This window comes from Bacillus sp. GZB (genome assembly GCF_001975995.1).
Classification (GTDB): Bacteria; Bacillota; Bacilli; order Bacillales; family Bacillaceae; genus Bacillus; species Bacillus velezensis.
On the sequence record NZ_MTQG01000010.1, the window covers coordinates 714,213 to 731,180 of the forward strand.

Consider the following 16,968-nt stretch of genomic DNA (forward strand, 5'->3'; position numbering starts at 1 on the left):
ATATACGTACCAAGTGTAAGCGAATATGTGTTTTGTGGCAATTCTCAATTCTGTTTGTTCACAAAAATATAATAGAATCAGGACTTCTTAGATAATGGGGTTGATTATTCCAGATGGGTCTGATAGAAATAAAGTAACCGCTTTATTATGAAACCGGCGGGTATGGTAAAATTCATAAAAAGTTCACAAATAAATTCCTGTTTCTCGTTTAATATTTAAGAGGATGTTTTTTTACAGGTCATTATCTTGTATGATAGAGTTGCAGGTCTTAAAAAACCTGCTTTAGGTTTGTAAGGGAGGTTTACGTTATGGCTAATTCCAGAATTTTAAACGATACAGCTATAGACGGACAGATTGAAGAGACGACGGCATGGAAGGATTTCCTTTCGCTTATCAAAATAGGAATCGTCAATTCGAATTTAATTACGACTTTTACCGGCATGTGGCTTGCGTTACATATATCCGGTCTGAGTTTTTTAGGCAATTTAAACACCGTGCTTCTTACATTAATAGGATCATCTTTGATCATCGCCGGTTCTTGTGCGGTTAACAACTATTATGACCGTGATATTGATCATTTAATGGAACGCACGAAAGTAAGACCGACGGTAACCGGAAAGATTCAGCCGAATCAAGCGCTGTGGTCAGGAATTTTACTCATTGCTTTAGGACTTATCATGCTTTTGATGACCACCGTGATGGCAGCAGTCATCGGTTTTATCGGCGTGTTTACGTACGTTGTTCTTTATACAATGTGGACGAAACGCCGTTATACGATTAATACGGTTGTCGGAAGTGTATCAGGCGCCGTGCCGCCGTTAATCGGCTGGACAGCGGTTGAAGGACACATCGGTGTTGTCGCGTGGGTTTTATTCATGATTTTATTCATCTGGCAGATTCCGCACTTTTTAGCGCTTGCGATTAAGAAGACGGAAGATTACAGAGCAGCGAATATTCCGATGCTTCCGGTAGTGCACGGCTTTGAAGTGACGAAAAGACAGATTATCGTCTGGGTCGCATGCCTGCTGCCGCTTCCGTTTTTCCTCGGCAGTCTCGGTCTTCCGATCGTCATTCTCGGCACTTTGCTGAATGTCGGATGGCTTGTTCTCGGACTGATGGGATTCCGCATGAAAAACATCATGAAGTGGGCAACTCTTATGTTTGTCTATTCGCTTAATTACATGACCATTTATTTTGTAGCGATGGTGGTCTTCACGCTGTTTTAATTGAATAATGAGCTTGTTTGATCGCCAAAACAAACAATGACAACTAGTAAACGCCGCCTTGACCTTTTGTTTAATCAGGCGGCTTTGCTTTTATACATAGATGGAATTTTAAGTAAAAAATCTCATATTTTAAGAAATGAGGAAATGAAGTATTTCGGCTGGAAGCAGTTTTACTGCTTGTGCATCTCGTACTGATTCAAAAAAGGGGTTGGGTGAAATGTTAAAGCGTTGGCGTCTTTTATCATTATTAGCCTTAGTGCCGCTTTTATTGAGCGGCTGTGGAAAACCGTTTCTGTCCACACTCAAGCCTGCCGGCGAAGTGGCTGATAAACAATATGATCTGACGGTGCTCAGCACACTTATCATGGTTGTCGTCGTTGCGGTCGTAGCAGTTATTTTCTTTTACGTCATTGTGAGATTCAGACGGTCGCGTATAGGGGAAGACACGATACCGAAACAGGTGGAGGGGAACCGTTTTTTAGAAATCACTTGGACCGTTATTCCGATCCTGCTTCTGATTATTCTTGTCATTCCGGTTGTCATCGATACATTGGCGCTGGCGGATACGTCGCCGATGGATAAGAAAAACCGTAAAGCAGAGGATGCGCTCGTGATTAATGTAAGGGCGAATTTATACTGGTGGGAATTCGAGTATCCTGATTACGGGTTTGTGACAAGTCAGGAGCTGATCGTTCCCACAGATGAACGCGTCTATTTCAAGCTGAAGTCCTCAGATGTGAAACACTCTTTCTGGATTCCGTCAGCCGGGGGAAAAATCGATACGAATACGGATAATGATAATACTTTCTTTCTGACTTTCGATTCTAAACGCAGCAAAGAAGCGGGAGAATATTTCTTCGGGAAATGCGCAGAGCTGTGCGGACCTTCACATGCGCTGATGGATTTCAAAGTGAAACCGCTGCCGTCAAAAGAATTTAAACAATGGACGAAAGCGATGAAAAATTATAAGCATACAACAGATTCCGGTTTAGCCGCGCAAGGAGAAGAGCTGTTTAAGGAAAAAAACTGCCTGAGCTGTCATGCGGTTGAGCCCAATGATAAACGGGCTGAAGCGGCAAGAACGGCTCCGAACCTCGCTACCTTCGGTGAACGGGTCAAAGTGGCCGGCATTAAGGATGCGAATAAAGAGAATATAAAAGCCTGGCTGAAAAATCCGGACAGCATTAAACCGGGCAATAAAATGACAGGCACTTATCCGAAGCTCTCGGACGCTGAAACGGATGCGCTGTATGAATATTTAAAAGGGCTGAAAGCGGAGAACAAGTGAGGACAGGGAGATATCAGGGGGGAGGTCGTAAATGATGAATACGCTTACAGGAAAGCAAAGAAAAAGCTCTTTGCTTTGGGATTATTTGACGACGGTTGACCATAAGAAAATCGCGATTTTATATATGATCGCCGGGGGATTTTTCTTCGTCGTCGGCGGACTTGAGGCCATGCTTATCAGGATTCAGCTCTTGAGGCCGGGGAACGATTTTATGGGTGCGCAGCAATTTAATGAAATTATGACGATGCACGGCACGACAATGATCTTCCTGGCGGCGATGCCGCTGTTATTCGGGCTGATGAATGCGGTTGTGCCGCTGCAGATCGGGGCGCGTGATGTATCATTCCCATTTTTGAATGCGCTCGGATTTTGGCTGTTTTTCTTCGGAGGCATCTTTTTGAATCTGAGCTGGTTTTTAGGAGGCGCTCCTGATGCAGGCTGGACGTCGTATGCGTCGCTTGCGCTGAATTCGAAAGGGCACGGCATAGACTTTTTCGTGCTCGGCCTGCAAATATCAGGCTTAGGTACGCTCATTGCGGGGATCAATTTTCTCGCCACGATTATTAATATGAGGGCGCCGGGTTTGACGTATATGAGACTGCCGCTGTTTACGTGGACGACATTTGTGGCGTCGGCACTCATTTTATTCGCATTTCCTCCGCTCACCGTCGGTTTGGCGCTGATGATGCTGGATCGTTTGTTCGGAACCAATTTCTTTAATCCTGAATTGGGAGGCAATACGATAATCTGGGAGCATCTGTTTTGGATTTTCGGGCATCCGGAAGTATACATTTTAATTCTTCCCGCCTTTGGGATTTTTTCAGAAATCATTCCCGTATTTGCAAGGAAACGTCTGTTCGGTTATTCGTCTATGGTCTTTGCGATCGTGCTGATCGGCTTTCTCGGGTTCATGGTTTGGGTTCACCACATGTTTACGACGGGACTCGGACCGATCGCTAATGCGATATTTGCAGTTGCGACGATGGCGATCGCGGTGCCTACCGGCATTAAAATTTTCAACTGGCTTTTGACCATCTGGGGAGGAAACGTCAAATTCACGACGCCTATGCTGTATGCCGTCGCCTTTATTCCTTCTTTCGTACTCGGAGGAGTCACGGGTGTCATGCTGGCGGCCGCAGCGGCAGATTATCAGTTCCATGATACGTATTTTGTCGTAGCGCATTTCCACTACGTCATTATCGGCGGCGTTGTGTTCGGCATCCTGGCGGGCGTGCATTTCTGGTGGCCGAAAATGTTCGGGAAGGTGCTTCATGAAACGATGGGGAAAATTTCGTTCGTCTTATTTTTTATCGGGTTTCATCTTACCTTCTTCATTCAGCATTTCCTCGGTTTGATGGGAATGCCGCGGCGCGTTTACACATATCTGCCCGGCCAGGGGCTTGATACCGGCAACCTGATCAGTTCAATCGGCGCGTTTTTCATGGCGGGCGCGGCTGCTTTACTCGTCGTCAATATTATTTATACCTCAATAAAGGGGAAATACGTCGGGAACGACCCGTGGCTGGACGGTCGTACGCTTGAATGGGCGGTCTCTTCGCCGCCGCCGGAATATAATTTTAAACAGCTTCCGTTTGTCCGGGGACTTGACCCGCTGTGGATTGAAAAGCAGGCCGGAAATGAAGGGATGGCGCCTGCAGAGCCTGTAGAGGACATTCATATGCCGAACGGATCCATCATGCCGTTTATCATATCTTTCGGGCTGTTTGTCGCAGCGTTTGGGTTTTTATACCACTCCGATTATTCATGGGGGCTTCCGGTTATCTTCATAGGGCTCGGCATCACATTCTTTACCATGCTGCTTCGCTCTGTGGTCGATGATTACGGCTATCATATTCACAAAGAAGATCTGCCGAATGATGATAAAGGGGTGAAGGCGTAATGCAGCTGCAGGAAAAAATGACGGCTGAAACCTTTCCGGCTTCTCCTGAAAAAGCAACGCTGGAAGGGAAAAATAAGTTTTTGGGATTTTGGCTGTTTCTCGGCGGGGAAACGGTTCTGTTCGCCTCGCTATTTGCAACATTCCTTGCTTTACGGGAATCTAAAGCCGGAGGGCCGTCAACGGCTGAGATGTTTGAGCTGCCGATCGTATTTATCGCGACGATGCTTCTTTTAACGAGCAGCTTAACGAGTGTGTATGCGATGTATCATATGAAGAATTTCTCCTTTAAAAAAATGCAGGTGTGGCTTTTGGTTACCGTTTTATTGGGAGCAGGATTTTTAGGGGTGGAAATCTATGAATTTATGCATTACACTCACGAATTCGGCTTTACCATTACAAGCTCTGCGCTCGGCTCAGCGTTTTACACGCTCGTCGGCACACACGGAGCACACGTGGCGTTCGGGCTGTTGTGGATCAGCGCGCTTATGATTCGGAATGCGAAAAGAGGGCTCAGCCTTTATAATGCGCCGAAATATTATGTGGCCAGCTTATATTGGCATTTTATCGATGTCGTGTGGGTCTTTATCTTTACCGTTGTATATTTGATGGGGATGGTGGGATAACGATGGACGATAACAAAAACAGAGGGACTGTCAGTACGGATCTCGAATATCGGAAAAAGAAAAATGCCGAGGAGATGAAATATCAGGTCATATCCTTCGGTTTGATGATCGGCCTTACGCTTGTCGCGTTTTTGACGGTGGCTGCTGACGGCATTGCCGGATGGTTTACGATGCCGTTTCTGATCCTGCTTGCGGTCATCCAGGTCATCTTTCAGCTGTTTTACTTTATGCATATGAGCCAGAAGGGGCATGAAGCGCCGTCATTATTTCTGTATTCGGGAATATTTGTCGCGTTTATCACCGTGCTTGCATTTGTCACGATTATTTGGTGGTAATCGGGACGGCGGGGAGTGAGAGATTTGATTAATTTGGAAATGTTCGGGTTTCGCGCAATGTGGAGCCCGTATCTGTTTTGTATAACTGCCGTGATAACAGGTGTTTACTTTTACTGGTGCAGCCGGCATAAAGGACGTGTGGCCGCTAAGGAGAAGGTGCTGTTTGTGCTTTCCGCGCTATTTTTTTACACGGCTGCGGGAAGTCCGGTTGATTTATTGGGCCATGTGATGTTCAGTGCTCATATGACGCAGATGGCGGTTCTGTTTTTAGTCGTACCGCCGCTGTTGATTTCCGGAATTCCCGGCTGGGCATGGAAGAAACTGATCTTCCGTCCTGTCGTAAAGCCGCTGTTTTCGTTCTTTTCAATGCCGCTTATCGCATTAGTGCTGTTTAACGGTATTTTTTCACTGTATCACATCCCGTTTATATTTGATTTCGTCAAAACGGATTCGCTGTATCACGCGCTGATGAACGGACTCATCTTTGTAACGGCGTTTTTTATGTGGTGGCCGCTTGTGCATAAGGTGGACGGTCTGCCCCGTCTCAGCGGTTTAATGAAGCTGGGGTATATTATGGCAGACGGGATTCTGTTAACGCCGGCCTGCGCGCTCATTATGTTCAGCGGGGCGCCCATGTATGCCACGTATACAGATCCGGCGGCTTGGGCCGAAGCAATGAAGCTTTGCGTTCCTTTAGATTTGCTGGAGGAGATCCCTTTATCCGGACCGGAGATGTTCAACACGCTGCCTCCTCTGGAAGATCAGCAGCTTGGGGCAGTACTGATGAAAATCATTCAAGAGGCGGTCTACGGAACATATTTGGCTGTCATCTTTTTTCAGTGGGTCAGAACGGAACGGGAAAAAGATACGCTGTCAGAGCCGCCGTATATCGAGCATACCGTCTCATGAAAAAAAGTACAGCAGAATATGCTGTACTTTTTTATTACATTTGCACTGTTTTTAATGACTCTTCTAATTCAAGCAGTAAAGCTTTGCTTTCAGCGACGACATGTTCCGGAAATTCTTCAGCGCTGCCGTATTCTACGCCGTGCGGATAATAATGCTTTCCTAAAAGAGGGGCCTTCAGCTGAATCACGGCCCGGCTGCCGCCGACATCGCCCTCTTTTGCCGTTCCTTGAATCCGCAGATAAAATGTCCCCTCAGGTACTGAAAACTTTTTGTCGTAAGTCACTCTTTCATAATCCCATTGTCCAGCCAGAATGAGCCCTTTACCTTCCATCAGATCATTCAAGCGGCTGAGCTCCGCTGTTACCCCTTCAAGACCGCTGTTTTCAAACTTCAAACCTTCCCCCTCCTTTTAAAAATGCCCTTTCCTGACAATCATAGTATGAAAGCGTTACACTTTCAATGATTCATACGGTGAAAGTATGCAAAAAGAAAAATTTGACGACAATAGTAGCAGAAAAAAGGAGGAATTCCGCAATGACAAAGATCAATAAGCTCATGACGTCAGACTTGCAATATTGTACAGTATTAGATAATGTATATGAAGCTGCGGTGAAGATGAAAGACGCGGATGTCGGCGCCATTCCGATAGTGGATGAAGACGGCGCCACCCTTGTCGGGATCGTGACAGACAGAGATCTCGTATTACGGGGAATTGCTTCAAAAAAGCCGAACTCTCAAAAAATAACCGACGCAATGACAGAGCGGGTTATCAGTGCAGAAGAAGACGCCTCTGTGGAGGGGGTGCTCCATTTGATGGCTGAACATCAGCTCAGAAGAATTCCCGTCACAAAGGATAAAAAACTGGTCGGCATTGTTACGCTCGGCGATCTTTCGTTGGCCGAGCAATCAAATGAGCAAGCAGGCCGGGCGCTGTCTGACATTTCTGAAGACGGCGGTCCGGAGGGGTTTATCCATTAAACATAAATCACGGACGATGCAAATAGGCTGTACTGTATAAGAGTAAACAAAAACAGAACGGTTTGAATATATGGGGGTGAGAGGTTGAAAAATATCGCAAGGGCTCTCGTTATCCTTTTGCTTATTTACGGAGCGTATGTTCTGTTTATACAATATGGATCGGCTCCTCAGAAAAAGACGGATCAGGAGGAGCCTCAGGTTTCCAATGAAGAAGAGAGCGGAAAACGGCTGAAAATGCCGTCATCCGGACTGCTTTCTCTCATGGGGAAATCTGCCGCCGATGTGAAAAAGAAACTTGGGGAACCGTCCCGGAAAGATCCTTCTGCCTACGATTACGAGTGGTGGGTGTACAACCAGGGGAAAGACCAATACGTACAAGTCGGTATTTTGAATGATAAAGCCGTGACTTTATACGCTTCGGGAAGCGGCATCAACGCAAAACCGTTTAAGATCGGCGAATCGACGGGCGAAGTTTTTAAAACGACGCAGGTTTCTCCTTTTGTCAATGTGACTGACAAGGGAAACACGTATCGGTTCGAGTTTTCTGAAGAAGATATCAATACCCGTCCTACCGTCAAGATAGGCGGAATGTATGTTCAGCTGTACATGGACAAATTTGACGGGAATCTGTCAAGCATCAGGGCATTTGATGCGGAAACACTTGTGAAACAAAGGCCGTATGAAGTCATGTACAGAGGAAAGCTGACAGAACCCGAACCTGTTTCTGATAAAAAATGGAACGACATTGAACGAGCGAGTGAGCAGCAGATTCTCGATATTACAAATGTCATCCGCGTGAAACACGGACTTGCAAGGCTGAAATGGGACGAAGGCGCCGCAAAAGTGGCATTCGGCCACAGCAAGGACATGAAGGATAACAAGTATTTCTCTCACGTCTCAAAGAAATACGGGACTCTGAAGGATCGCTTGGAGAAAGGCGATGTGAAATACCGGGAGGCCGGTGAAAATATTGCCTACAACTATGTGGACGGTCCTGCAGCCGTGGAGGGCTGGCTGAACAGCGAAGGCCACAGAAAGGCGCTGTTAAGCCCGGATTATACGCACCTCGGTGTCGGCGTGGACCGGAAGTATTATACGCAAAACTTCATTAAGCCTTGGCAGTAAAAAACCGCAGAGGGGCGCGTCCCCCGCGGTTTTTTTATGTTTTTTCGCGAGCGGCGCTCCTGCTGAAAAAAATATACCTGCTTTTTTTCGCAATTTAGGCGAACATTAAGGCGCATGAACCGATACATTATAGCAGGCAAAACTTTTCGGAGGGGGTGAGAATTGTGGCGAATCAGCAATCACGGCAATCAATCGATGATTTTAAACAATTCATAAAAAAGCATCCCAAACTGATCCAAAATGTTCGCAAGGAACAAAGAAGCTGGCAGGAAGTCTATGAAAATTGGGTGCTTCTGGGCGAGGATGATCCGATATGGAACCCTTTTAAAGACGAGGCCGTTCAGCCTTCTTCCGACGCGGAAACCAAACAGGAACCAGCTGAAAAAAACGATTTCGTTTCAAAAATGGTCACTGCCGTCAAAAAAATGGATATCAACCAAATGAATGAGCAGATCAATAAAATGAGCCAATCCATTTCATCATTGCAAAGCCTTTTAAGCCAATTTTCGGGGAGCAGCACGAAGCAGCCCCGGCAAGGCTCCGGACAACATCCTTTTTCGTTCAGGAAGGATTAAAGAAGGGGATCGTGTATGCGAAAAGAGGTTCAGGAATTCATATCCGCAGATGAGGAACGGAAACGGTTTATACGGCAGCGCCCCGTCTGGTACCGCAGACTTGCGAGAAAACCGGACGATCTCAATTCCTTTCAGCTTGACATGATGAATTTTTATGAAAAGACGATACCGCATCGGGTAAGCCAATTCTCAAACGGGATTCAAATGGCGCAGATGATGATGCAGATGGTTCACGCCATGCGTTCACAGGATTAAAAAGCGTTTAAACGCCGCATTTTCCAATTGGGTGGTTTCATGGTAAACTAGCAACTGGAGGTGCGTATTTATGTATGCAACAATTGAGTCCGTCAAGCTTCAAAGTGAAGCGGAGCAGCTTGCCGGCATGATTCTGCAGTCTGAGACGGCTGAAAATTACCGCGATTGTTACAAGCGTCTCCGTGAAGATGAAGAGGCAGGGCGGATCATTCGTTCTTTTATGAGCGTTAAAGAGCAGTATGAGGATGTGCAGCGCTTTGGCAAATACCATCCTGATTATAGAGAGATTTCCCGCAAAATGAGAGAAATGAAGCGGGAACTGGATTTAAACGATAAGGTGGCCGAATTTAAAAAAGCGGAGACTGAGCTTCAGTCGCTGCTTGACGAGATCAGCATTGAACTCGGAACGGCCGTCTCGGAGCATGTAAAAGTGCCGACGGGGAATCCTTATTTTGACGGCCTGTCATCCTGCGGCGGCGGCTGCGGTTCCGGCGGCGGCTGCGGATGCAAAGTTTCCTGACGAGACGGCCGTCTCGTCTTTTACATAAAATGAACAGAAAGTCAGGCGGGTGATCATGATGGAAAATAAGCGCCAAGGCATAATCGTATATCTGCATTCCTTAAAACACAGCAAAATGCTGAGAAAATTCGGCAACGTTCATTATGTTTCAAAGCGGCTGAAATACGTTGTGCTGTATTGCGATATGGACCTAATCGAAAAAACAATGGAAAAGATTTCTTCTTATTCTTATGTGAAGAAGGTAGAGCCTTCTTATAAACCTTTTTTAAAGCTGGAATTTGAATCAAAGCTTGATAAAGCGAAAGAGTACGATTATAAAATCGGCATATAAAAAAATCCCCGCAGATACCTGCGGGGTCCTTCTATTCCTTAACAAGTTAAGGAGAAGGAAAAGGGAGAGGAGAAACCGGAGGAAGAACTTATGGGGAAACGTAAGTCTTCTCCGCGGTTGGCAACAACATCATTCATTGATGCTGTTACACGTAGTCTTGACAGGAATGTGAATATGTATACACGATTTCACGTTCATTGTTTGAAAGAATGCTTTATGATAAGATAGGGATTGTTTTTATACATAACGGCTCAGCCGATGAGAAACATCAAAGTTTTCAGAAAAAGTGGTGTGAATAATGAGAGTAATTTCCGGTTCAAGAAAAGGACGAGCCTTAAAGGCTGTGCCGGGCACATCAACAAGGCCGACGACGGATAAAGTAAAAGAGTCTATTTTTAATATGATCGGCCCGTATTTTGACGGAGGAACGGGGCTGGATTTGTTTGCGGGGAGCGGCGGTCTCGGGATTGAAGCGCTGTCGCGCGGATTTGACCGCTGTATCTTTGTGGATCGTGATTTCAAAGCCATCCAAACGGTAAAAGCGAATATCAAAGCGCTTGATCTGCTGTCTTCAGCGGAAGTATACCGCAATGATGCAGAGCGGGCCCTCTATGCCGCGGCGAAACGGGAAAAAGGTTTTGACGGAATTTTCTTAGATCCTCCGTATAAGGAACAAAAGCTGAAAGCGCTTATCGAAATGATTGATGAGCAGAACATGCTGAATGAAGACGGTTTTGTCGTAGCCGAGCATGATAAAGCCGTTGCGCTTCCTGAAGCCATCGGCGCGCTTTCTGTAACAAGAAGGGAAATTTACGGGCTTACAGGAGTGACGATATACCGAAATAGGGGGTAATGATGTGGCAAGTATAGCTGTATGTCCCGGAAGTTTTGATCCCGTTACCTACGGACATCTGGACATTATCAGACGGGGGGCAAACGTGTTTGAGCAGGTGTACGTATGCGTGCTCAATAATTCTTCTAAGCAGCCGCTGTTTACAGTTGAGGAACGATGTGAGCTGTTAAGAGAAGTGACAAAAGACATTCCGAATGTTACGGTCGAGACGTCACAGGGACTGTTAATCGACTATGCGAAAAAAAAGCGGGCGAAGGCGATTATCAGGGGGCTCAGAGCCGTTTCTGACTTCGAATATGAGATGCAGGGGACTTCCGTCAACCGCGTGCTCGACGAATCAATAGAAACTTTTTTTATGATGACGAACAATCAGTACTCTTTTTTAAGTTCAAGCATCGTAAAAGAAGTCGCAAAATATAACGGGCCTGTTTCAGAGTTTGTTCCTCCGGAAGTTGAACAGGCGCTGAAGCAGAAATTTAAAGGATGAGAAGCGCTGATTGGCGTCTCATCCTTTTTTTGTCCGTACTGACAGCCTGTAACAATAAATCAATGCGTATACGGCGAGAGCTGTCAGCGTGATGGCGGGACCGGTTTCAACAAGTGTATTCCAACCGCTGACGGCAGCAGATCCCGCTTCCTGATCGCGGAAAGGGAGGAATACGGACTGGTAAGGTTCGTCCAACGCAAGGTAAAGCGGCTTCCACAGTAAGAGAATAAAGAGTGCGGCATAAATGCCCTGAAGGATACGCGCCGCGAAAAACGGTTTAAAGCGGATATCTGTTTCCGATAAAATGCCGGCTACCTGGGCCTGTACGGAAAGGCCGCTGAACCCGAGAATAAAACTCACAATCATGGCTTTCGGCAGCAAGGCGGCATCAGCTTCACTGACCAGCTTGCTCCCAAGTGTAATTTCAAACATCCCGCTGATAAGAGGGATGTCCAGATTTGCCGGAAGATGAAAAAGCGAAAGCAGCGCATTTGTAAATACAGAAAGCACATCCATGACTTGTACGATTGATAATAACCGGCTGAAAACCGAAAACAATATAATAAAACCGCCCACCATCAGCAAGGTTTGTACAGAAGAGGTGACGGCGTCGCCCAAAATTTTTCCGAGCGGCCGCTTTTCCGAAAGCCGCGCCTTGTGGAGGGCCAGAAATGCTTCCTTCAGAGAAGGGAGAGCGATCGTCTTTTTACCGGTATACGCCGCTTCTTCTTTCCGTCCGTATGAACGCATCGTCAGGCCGACAGCGATGTTTCCGAGATAGTGAGCCGATGCCAGCAGAATGCCGAGAGACGCGTTATGAAAAAAGCCGACTGCCACAGCAGCGAATATAAATAACGGATTGGATGAATTGGTAAAAGAGACGAGGCGTTCAGCCTCTACTCTGGAGATTTGTTTATCCTGGCGCAGCCGTGCAGTCAGCTTCGCGCCGGCCGGATTGCCTGAAGCCATGCCCATAGCCAGTACAAATCCGCCGACCCCCGGCACTCTGAAAATGGGACGCATAAAGGGTTCGAGTAAAAGGCCGACAAACTTGACAATGCCGAATCCGATTAAAAGCTCAGATAGAATAAAAAACGGAAGCAATGAAGGAAAAACTACCTCCCACCACATGGAAAGACCGGTTTTGGAGGCTTCGAATGAGGCCTGAGGGTGTGAAATAACCGTCGCCGTCAAAAAAATGAAAAACAATGAAATCAAAAATGTATGAAACTTAGACAAATTCATTCTTACCTCCCCGATGCTAAAATTGCACACTGACATTTATATCATGATAAAATATAGAACAGACCTTAAAGGCGGCCGGGCAAGTACCTATTTGTCATCCTGTACTAATATACGAGCATAGGGGTTCAATTTAGACCATAGAATTCATGTATAGGATGTCTATTAGGGGGTTCGTCGCGTTGGCCAAACCTACAATCGGGTTAGCGTTAGGTTCGGGAGGGGCAAGAGGCATCGCTCATCTCGGAGTGTTATCCAGTTTACATAAGCATCAGATTCCAATTGATATGATTGCCGGCAGCAGCATGGGAGCATTAGTCGGGAGCTTTTATGCGGCCGGGCATGACGTGGCCACGATGAAAAAAGTCGCCAAAGCATTTAAGCGGCGGCTGTACGCGGATTATACGATGCCGAGGCTCGGATTTTTAAAAGGGGACCGCATCAGGCAGCTCGTTCATGCCTATACGTACGGCAAGCCGATAGAAGAACTGCGGATCCCGCTCGGCATTGTGGCCTGCGACCTTCAGACCGGCGAAAAGCTTGTTTTTACGAAAGGTTCAGTATCCGAAGCCGTCCGCGCGAGCATCAGCATACCGGGCGTTTTCGTCCCGCAAAAAATGAACGGACGTATGTTAGTCGACGGCGCGGTGGTCGACAGAATCCCGGTTTCCGCCGTAAAAGATATGGGTGCTGATATCGTCATCGCCTCTGACGTATCCCGGGTGAAAAAAACGGAAAAGGCGGCACATATTTTTGATGTAATCATGCAAAGTATGGATATACTGCAAAATGAATTGGTCCGTCACCAGACCATTGCCGCAGACGTCATGATCCGCCCTTCTCTTGAATCATTCAGCTCAAGTTCTTTTGCCAACATTGATCATATGATCACAGCGGGCGAAGAAGCCGCAGACCGGATGATCGGCCGGATTAAACAAGAAATAGAGAACTGGGAGGGCTAGCTCATATGAAAGCAAAACATTTTCGCTGGGTGTTTATCATCCTGATCTTATTAATCGCTGTTACATTTATTAAGCTTCCGTATTACATCACACAGCCGGGAGAAGCATCAGAGCTGAGACCGCTGATTAAGGTGGACGGAGGCTATCCTGAAAAAGGAAGCCTTTCCTTGATGACTGTCAAAGTAGGCCCCGCCAATCCGTATACATATCTTTGGGCGAAAGTGCATCCTTACGATGAAATCGTCTCTGATGAAAGCATAAAAGAAGAGGGCGAATCGGACTCGGATTATATGAAGCGCCAGCTGCAAATGATGAAAAGCTCCCAAGAAAACGCGGTCATTGCCGCTTATCAAAAAGCCGGGAGACAGGTGAAATACTCATTTAACGGCATTTATGCCAGCTCAGTCGTCTCTGACATGCCGGCAAAAGGAAAAATAGAGGTCGGTGATAAAATCATCAGCGCGGACGGGAAAACATACGAATCCGCTGAAAAGCTGATTGATTATATCAGCAGCAAAAAAGCGGGGGAAAAAGTAACGTTTCACATTGAACGGGACACGAAAGAAAAGACCGTTGACATTGTGCTGAAATCATTCCCGGACGACCCGAAAAGAGCGGGAATCGGCGTCGCATTATATACGGACCGGAACGTGAAAGTGAAGCCGGATCTTCATTTCAGCATTGAAAACATCGGCGGGCCTTCTGCGGGTCTCATGATGTCTTTAGAAATTTACAACCAGCTGACAAAACCTGACGAAACAAAAGGCTATAATATAGCCGGAACGGGGACAATCGACGTGGATGGCAAAGTCGGACCGATCGGCGGAATCGATCAGAAAGTCGTCGCCGCAGACAAAGCGGGAAAAGATATTTTCTTTGCGCCGAATCAAAACGGAGCTGAAAATTCTGATTACAAAAATGCGGTAAAAACGGCGAAAGCAATCAAGTCCGATATGAAGATCGTCCCTGTCGACACCATGCAGGACGCACTTGACTATTTGGATCAGCTGAAAGTAAAAAGCACCTGATACAGTCAGGTGCTTTTTTTTACGCATTCAAAAAACGCTTTTCGTCTTCATCATAGCGGATCGGGGCTTGTGAAAATTCCTGTTTCTCAAACAATGTGCGCTCAGGTTCGTTTATCGGCAGGCTGTAAACCCGTCCCGCCAGTATGTCCAGATCCAGAGCGGGATGAGAGAAAGAAGAGAGCTTGCTGACGAGAGGTGCGGTAAGCTTTTTTTTCTTTGCTGACAGGTACGCCTGTCCTTTTTTCGTCATTCCGAGAAGACGGATATAAGGAGCGCTTGAAGGCTGTAAGAGCCGATGCATGTCTTCCTTTTTCGTCCGTGTCAGAATGTGCGTATTCATCCGCTGCAGCCTCGTCCACGTGTATCGTTTTGTTTTCAATCGTTCCATCATTTCGCGATAGGATCGGGCTTGTCTGATGGTGCGCAGAATTCTGTGCTCAAGGCCTTCTTCCACTTCATAGATTCGGCTCAATTCTTCAGCGGAAAGAGTGCTGAGGCTGTATTTTACATATGAAAAATAGTCTTCCGTGCTGTGCCATATTCCGTATGAATTTCTGTATGCCTCCAGCTCACGCGCAGACGCTTCCGGGAGAAAGCTCCTTGCGGCCGCCGTTCCTTTTTCTATCAGTGCTTTCCGGATGCTTGTTGCGCTGGCTATCCGGCTGTTATCTCCGGGAAGCTCGGCGTCATGATACTGGGAAGCGATTCTGGCTGTCGTATAAGGCTGCATAGCGGAACCGGAGGTGTGAATCGCTCTAACGTAGTGAAAACCGAGAATATTGTTCGGCTTGGACAAATCGAGCATGTCCCGCCCTTTGAATATGTGTGAAAAAGCTTTTGAGGCGGCGGCCGGATAGCTGAGACCCTTTTTCAGCTCCTCTTTCAGAATCAGGTTGCAGTCATCTTCCTTTCGGCTGAACGCTTCAGACGCTTCAATAAAGGCCTCGATCCGCCCGTTTTCGCTGCCGAAAAACAAGCTGCTGCATCCTAAATGATGAAGAAGCGAAACGCTGCCGCGCGCGAATAATTCCGCTTTTTGTACGGCATATATATAAGGGAGCTCAATGACGATATCCACGCCGTTTTCCAGCGCCATTTTTGTCCGGGCCCACTTTGAGACGGCGGCCGGTTCCCCGCGCTGCAAAAAAGGGCCGCTCATCACCGCCGCCGCGACGCTGCTGTCCGTTTTGATTTTTGCTTGTTCCGCATGATAGCGGTGTCCGTTATGAAAGGGATTATATTCAACAACCAGGCCGACTGCTTTCATATTTGTCCCGCCTTTCTTGCTATGTTTTGCTTCGTGTGGTACATTTGCAAATGAAGTGCATATTTTAGTCCGTTTCGTTTAGTGTATGCATAGCCTATCCGGCTGTCAACGATTGCATGACGGCGGCATTATGCTGTAAAGAAAAAATATTGACAAAAACATTCTGAAAAGCTATAATCATGTTTGTTGCTTTCCTGAGGTGATACAAATGAAATGGACGATTTATCAGCTTCATCAAATGGCGAAAAAGAGTTTTGAATTTGATGAAACAGTTGAGTTAAATGAGCTGACAAAATTGAATTCTGACATCCGCCGCATTTCTCCCGTCCGGGTGAAGGGCCGCGCGGAGATTGAATCCAAGCAAGTTTCGTTTGACTTTACGATTTCAGGCGAAATGGTTTTGCCGTGCTCAAGAACTTTAGTTGATGTGCCGTATCCATTTACAATCGCGACAAAAGAACTGTTTAGATTTCATAAGTCGGATGATATAGAAGATGAGGACGTTCATATTGCTGAAGACGATATCGTCGACTTAACTCCGATCATAAAAGAAGAGATTCTTTTAGAAATTCCTATGCAAGTCTTTTGTGAAACTGAACAAAAAGAAGGAGCCGCTCCCCAAGTGGGGAAGGATTGGCAAGTGATTTCTGAGGAAGACAAGAAAAATCAAATCGACCCCAGACTTGCGGATCTGAAAAAGCTCTTAACACAAGATGATGAATCTTAACTCTTTAAGGAGGTGGGAATAATGGCTGTACCTTTTAGAAGAACTTCTAAAATGAAAAAAAGATTGCGCCGTACACATTTCAAACTAAATGTACCTGGTATGACAGAATGCCCGTCATGCGGAGAGATGAAATTGTCTCACCGTGTATGTAAAGCATGCGGATCATACAACGGCAAAGACATAAATGTTAAAAGCAATTAATGTATGAAGAAAAGCGCGGGAATCTCGGTTCCTGCGCTTTTCTTTTTTTTTTGCCCCTCCGGCCTGCTTACGCCGAAAAAATTGTGAGCGCCAGTAGTCTATCTAATCTATCAGCGGCATATGTATGAGGTAAATG

The 16,968-nt window shown here is 46.4% G+C and carries 21 protein-coding genes; 18 read left to right on the forward strand and 3 right to left on the reverse strand.

Annotated elements, in window-relative coordinates:
- Positions 1 to 308 precede the first annotated feature (308 nt).
- The 6 genes from cyoE to ctaG all read left to right on the forward strand — a co-directional run bounded on the left by cyoE (position 309) and on the right by ctaG (position 6,281).
- Positions 309 to 1,226 (forward strand): heme o synthase, encoded by a 918-nt coding sequence (cyoE, locus tag BXO87_RS03810; protein WP_003154486.1) that lies wholly within the window; start codon positions 309 to 311, stop codon positions 1,224 to 1,226.
- 217 nt (positions 1,227 to 1,443) lie between these two features.
- Positions 1,444 to 2,514 carry a cytochrome c oxidase subunit II gene (gene coxB / locus BXO87_RS03815; protein ID WP_003154484.1) on the forward strand — a complete coding sequence of 357 codons (1,071 nt, stop codon included), beginning with the start codon at positions 1,444 to 1,446 and terminating at the stop codon, positions 2,512 to 2,514.
- A 31-nt stretch (positions 2,515 to 2,545) separates the two neighbouring features.
- Positions 2,546 to 4,414 carry a cytochrome c oxidase subunit I gene (gene ctaD / locus BXO87_RS03820; protein ID WP_038457906.1) on the forward strand — a complete coding sequence of 623 codons (1,869 nt, stop codon included), beginning with the start codon at positions 2,546 to 2,548 and terminating at the stop codon, positions 4,412 to 4,414.
- Entirely contained in the window at positions 4,414 to 5,037 is a 624-nt protein-coding gene (ctaE, locus tag BXO87_RS03825) for a cytochrome c oxidase subunit III (protein WP_003154482.1), read from the forward strand. Before ctaD ends, ctaE begins: the two co-directional genes overlap by 1 nt.
- Before the next feature lie 2 nt (positions 5,038 to 5,039).
- Positions 5,040 to 5,372 carry a cytochrome c oxidase subunit IVB gene (gene ctaF / locus BXO87_RS03830; RefSeq protein WP_007409686.1) on the forward strand — a complete coding sequence of 111 codons (333 nt, stop codon included), beginning with the start codon at positions 5,040 to 5,042 and terminating at the stop codon, positions 5,370 to 5,372.
- A gap of 24 nt (positions 5,373 to 5,396) precedes the next feature.
- A complete protein-coding gene (gene ctaG, locus BXO87_RS03835) occupies positions 5,397 to 6,281 on the forward strand; it encodes a cytochrome c oxidase assembly factor CtaG (RefSeq protein ID WP_108654828.1) in 885 nt (294 codons plus the stop codon).
- Positions 6,282 to 6,315: 34 nt separating this feature from the next.
- Here ctaG and BXO87_RS03840 read toward each other — a convergent pair whose 3' ends face one another.
- Positions 6,316 to 6,675: a YugN family protein gene (locus tag BXO87_RS03840; protein WP_007409688.1), complete on the reverse strand. Its 360-nt coding sequence runs from the start codon at positions 6,673 to 6,675 to the stop codon at positions 6,316 to 6,318.
- A 140-nt stretch (positions 6,676 to 6,815) separates the two neighbouring features.
- On the opposite strand from BXO87_RS03840, the gene BXO87_RS03845 reads away from it, so the two are divergent.
- The 8 genes from BXO87_RS03845 (at position 6,816) to coaD (ending at position 11,405) form a co-directional block, all read left to right on the forward strand.
- Positions 6,816 to 7,259 (forward strand): CBS domain-containing protein, encoded by a 444-nt coding sequence (locus tag BXO87_RS03845; RefSeq protein ID WP_038457909.1) that lies wholly within the window; start codon positions 6,816 to 6,818, stop codon positions 7,257 to 7,259.
- A gap of 84 nt (positions 7,260 to 7,343) precedes the next feature.
- Positions 7,344 to 8,384: a CAP domain-containing protein gene (locus BXO87_RS03850; protein WP_015388277.1), complete on the forward strand. Its 1,041-nt coding sequence runs from the start codon at positions 7,344 to 7,346 to the stop codon at positions 8,382 to 8,384.
- Between the two features lie 164 nt (positions 8,385 to 8,548).
- Positions 8,549 to 8,959 (forward strand): YlbD family protein, encoded by a 411-nt coding sequence (locus tag BXO87_RS03855; protein ID WP_038457911.1) that lies wholly within the window; start codon positions 8,549 to 8,551, stop codon positions 8,957 to 8,959.
- 15 nt (positions 8,960 to 8,974) lie between these two features.
- On the forward strand, positions 8,975 to 9,214 hold the full coding sequence (locus BXO87_RS03860) for a YlbE-like family protein (protein WP_003154475.1): 240 nt from the start codon (positions 8,975 to 8,977) through the stop codon (positions 9,212 to 9,214).
- Positions 9,215 to 9,284: 70 nt separating this feature from the next.
- Positions 9,285 to 9,734, forward strand: a complete 450-nt coding sequence (gene ricF, locus BXO87_RS03865) for a regulatory iron-sulfur-containing complex subunit RicF (RefSeq protein WP_003154472.1) — start codon at positions 9,285 to 9,287, stop codon at positions 9,732 to 9,734.
- A 58-nt stretch (positions 9,735 to 9,792) separates the two neighbouring features.
- Positions 9,793 to 10,065: a YlbG family protein gene (locus BXO87_RS03870; protein WP_014417705.1), complete on the forward strand. Its 273-nt coding sequence runs from the start codon at positions 9,793 to 9,795 to the stop codon at positions 10,063 to 10,065.
- A gap of 298 nt (positions 10,066 to 10,363) precedes the next feature.
- Entirely contained in the window at positions 10,364 to 10,918 is a 555-nt protein-coding gene (gene rsmD / locus BXO87_RS03875; protein WP_038457914.1) for a 16S rRNA (guanine(966)-N(2))-methyltransferase RsmD, read from the forward strand.
- A gap of 4 nt (positions 10,919 to 10,922) precedes the next feature.
- Positions 10,923 to 11,405, forward strand: coding sequence for a pantetheine-phosphate adenylyltransferase (gene coaD / locus BXO87_RS03880; protein WP_014417707.1), 483 nt, complete (start codon positions 10,923 to 10,925; stop codon positions 11,403 to 11,405).
- Positions 11,406 to 11,423: 18 nt separating this feature from the next.
- Here coaD and ylbJ read toward each other — a convergent pair whose 3' ends face one another.
- Complete coding sequence (ylbJ, locus tag BXO87_RS03885) at positions 11,424 to 12,650, reverse strand: sporulation integral membrane protein YlbJ (protein WP_038457916.1); 1,227 nt, start codon at positions 12,648 to 12,650, stop codon at positions 11,424 to 11,426.
- A 179-nt stretch (positions 12,651 to 12,829) separates the two neighbouring features.
- On the opposite strand from ylbJ, the gene BXO87_RS03890 reads away from it, so the two are divergent.
- Together BXO87_RS03890 and BXO87_RS03895 are read left to right on the forward strand one after the other, a co-directional pair.
- Positions 12,830 to 13,609 carry a patatin family protein gene (locus BXO87_RS03890; RefSeq protein ID WP_014304961.1) on the forward strand — a complete coding sequence of 260 codons (780 nt, stop codon included), beginning with the start codon at positions 12,830 to 12,832 and terminating at the stop codon, positions 13,607 to 13,609.
- 5 nt (positions 13,610 to 13,614) lie between these two features.
- Positions 13,615 to 14,637, forward strand: a complete 1,023-nt coding sequence (locus BXO87_RS03895) for a SepM family pheromone-processing serine protease (RefSeq protein WP_038457918.1) — start codon at positions 13,615 to 13,617, stop codon at positions 14,635 to 14,637.
- Positions 14,638 to 14,656: 19 nt separating this feature from the next.
- Here the strand turns inward: BXO87_RS03895 and BXO87_RS03900 are convergent, their stop codons facing one another.
- Positions 14,657 to 15,904 (reverse strand): nucleotidyltransferase, encoded by a 1,248-nt coding sequence (locus BXO87_RS03900; RefSeq protein ID WP_038457920.1) that lies wholly within the window; start codon positions 15,902 to 15,904, stop codon positions 14,657 to 14,659.
- Between the two features lie 208 nt (positions 15,905 to 16,112).
- Between BXO87_RS03900 and BXO87_RS03905 the strand changes: the two genes are divergently transcribed.
- Positions 16,113 to 16,631 (forward strand): YceD family protein, encoded by a 519-nt coding sequence (locus BXO87_RS03905; RefSeq protein ID WP_007611260.1) that lies wholly within the window; start codon positions 16,113 to 16,115, stop codon positions 16,629 to 16,631.
- Between the two features lie 21 nt (positions 16,632 to 16,652).
- Positions 16,653 to 16,832 carry a 50S ribosomal protein L32 gene (gene rpmF, locus BXO87_RS03910; protein ID WP_003154457.1) on the forward strand — a complete coding sequence of 60 codons (180 nt, stop codon included), beginning with the start codon at positions 16,653 to 16,655 and terminating at the stop codon, positions 16,830 to 16,832.
- The last annotated feature ends 136 nt before the right edge of the window (positions 16,833 to 16,968 follow it).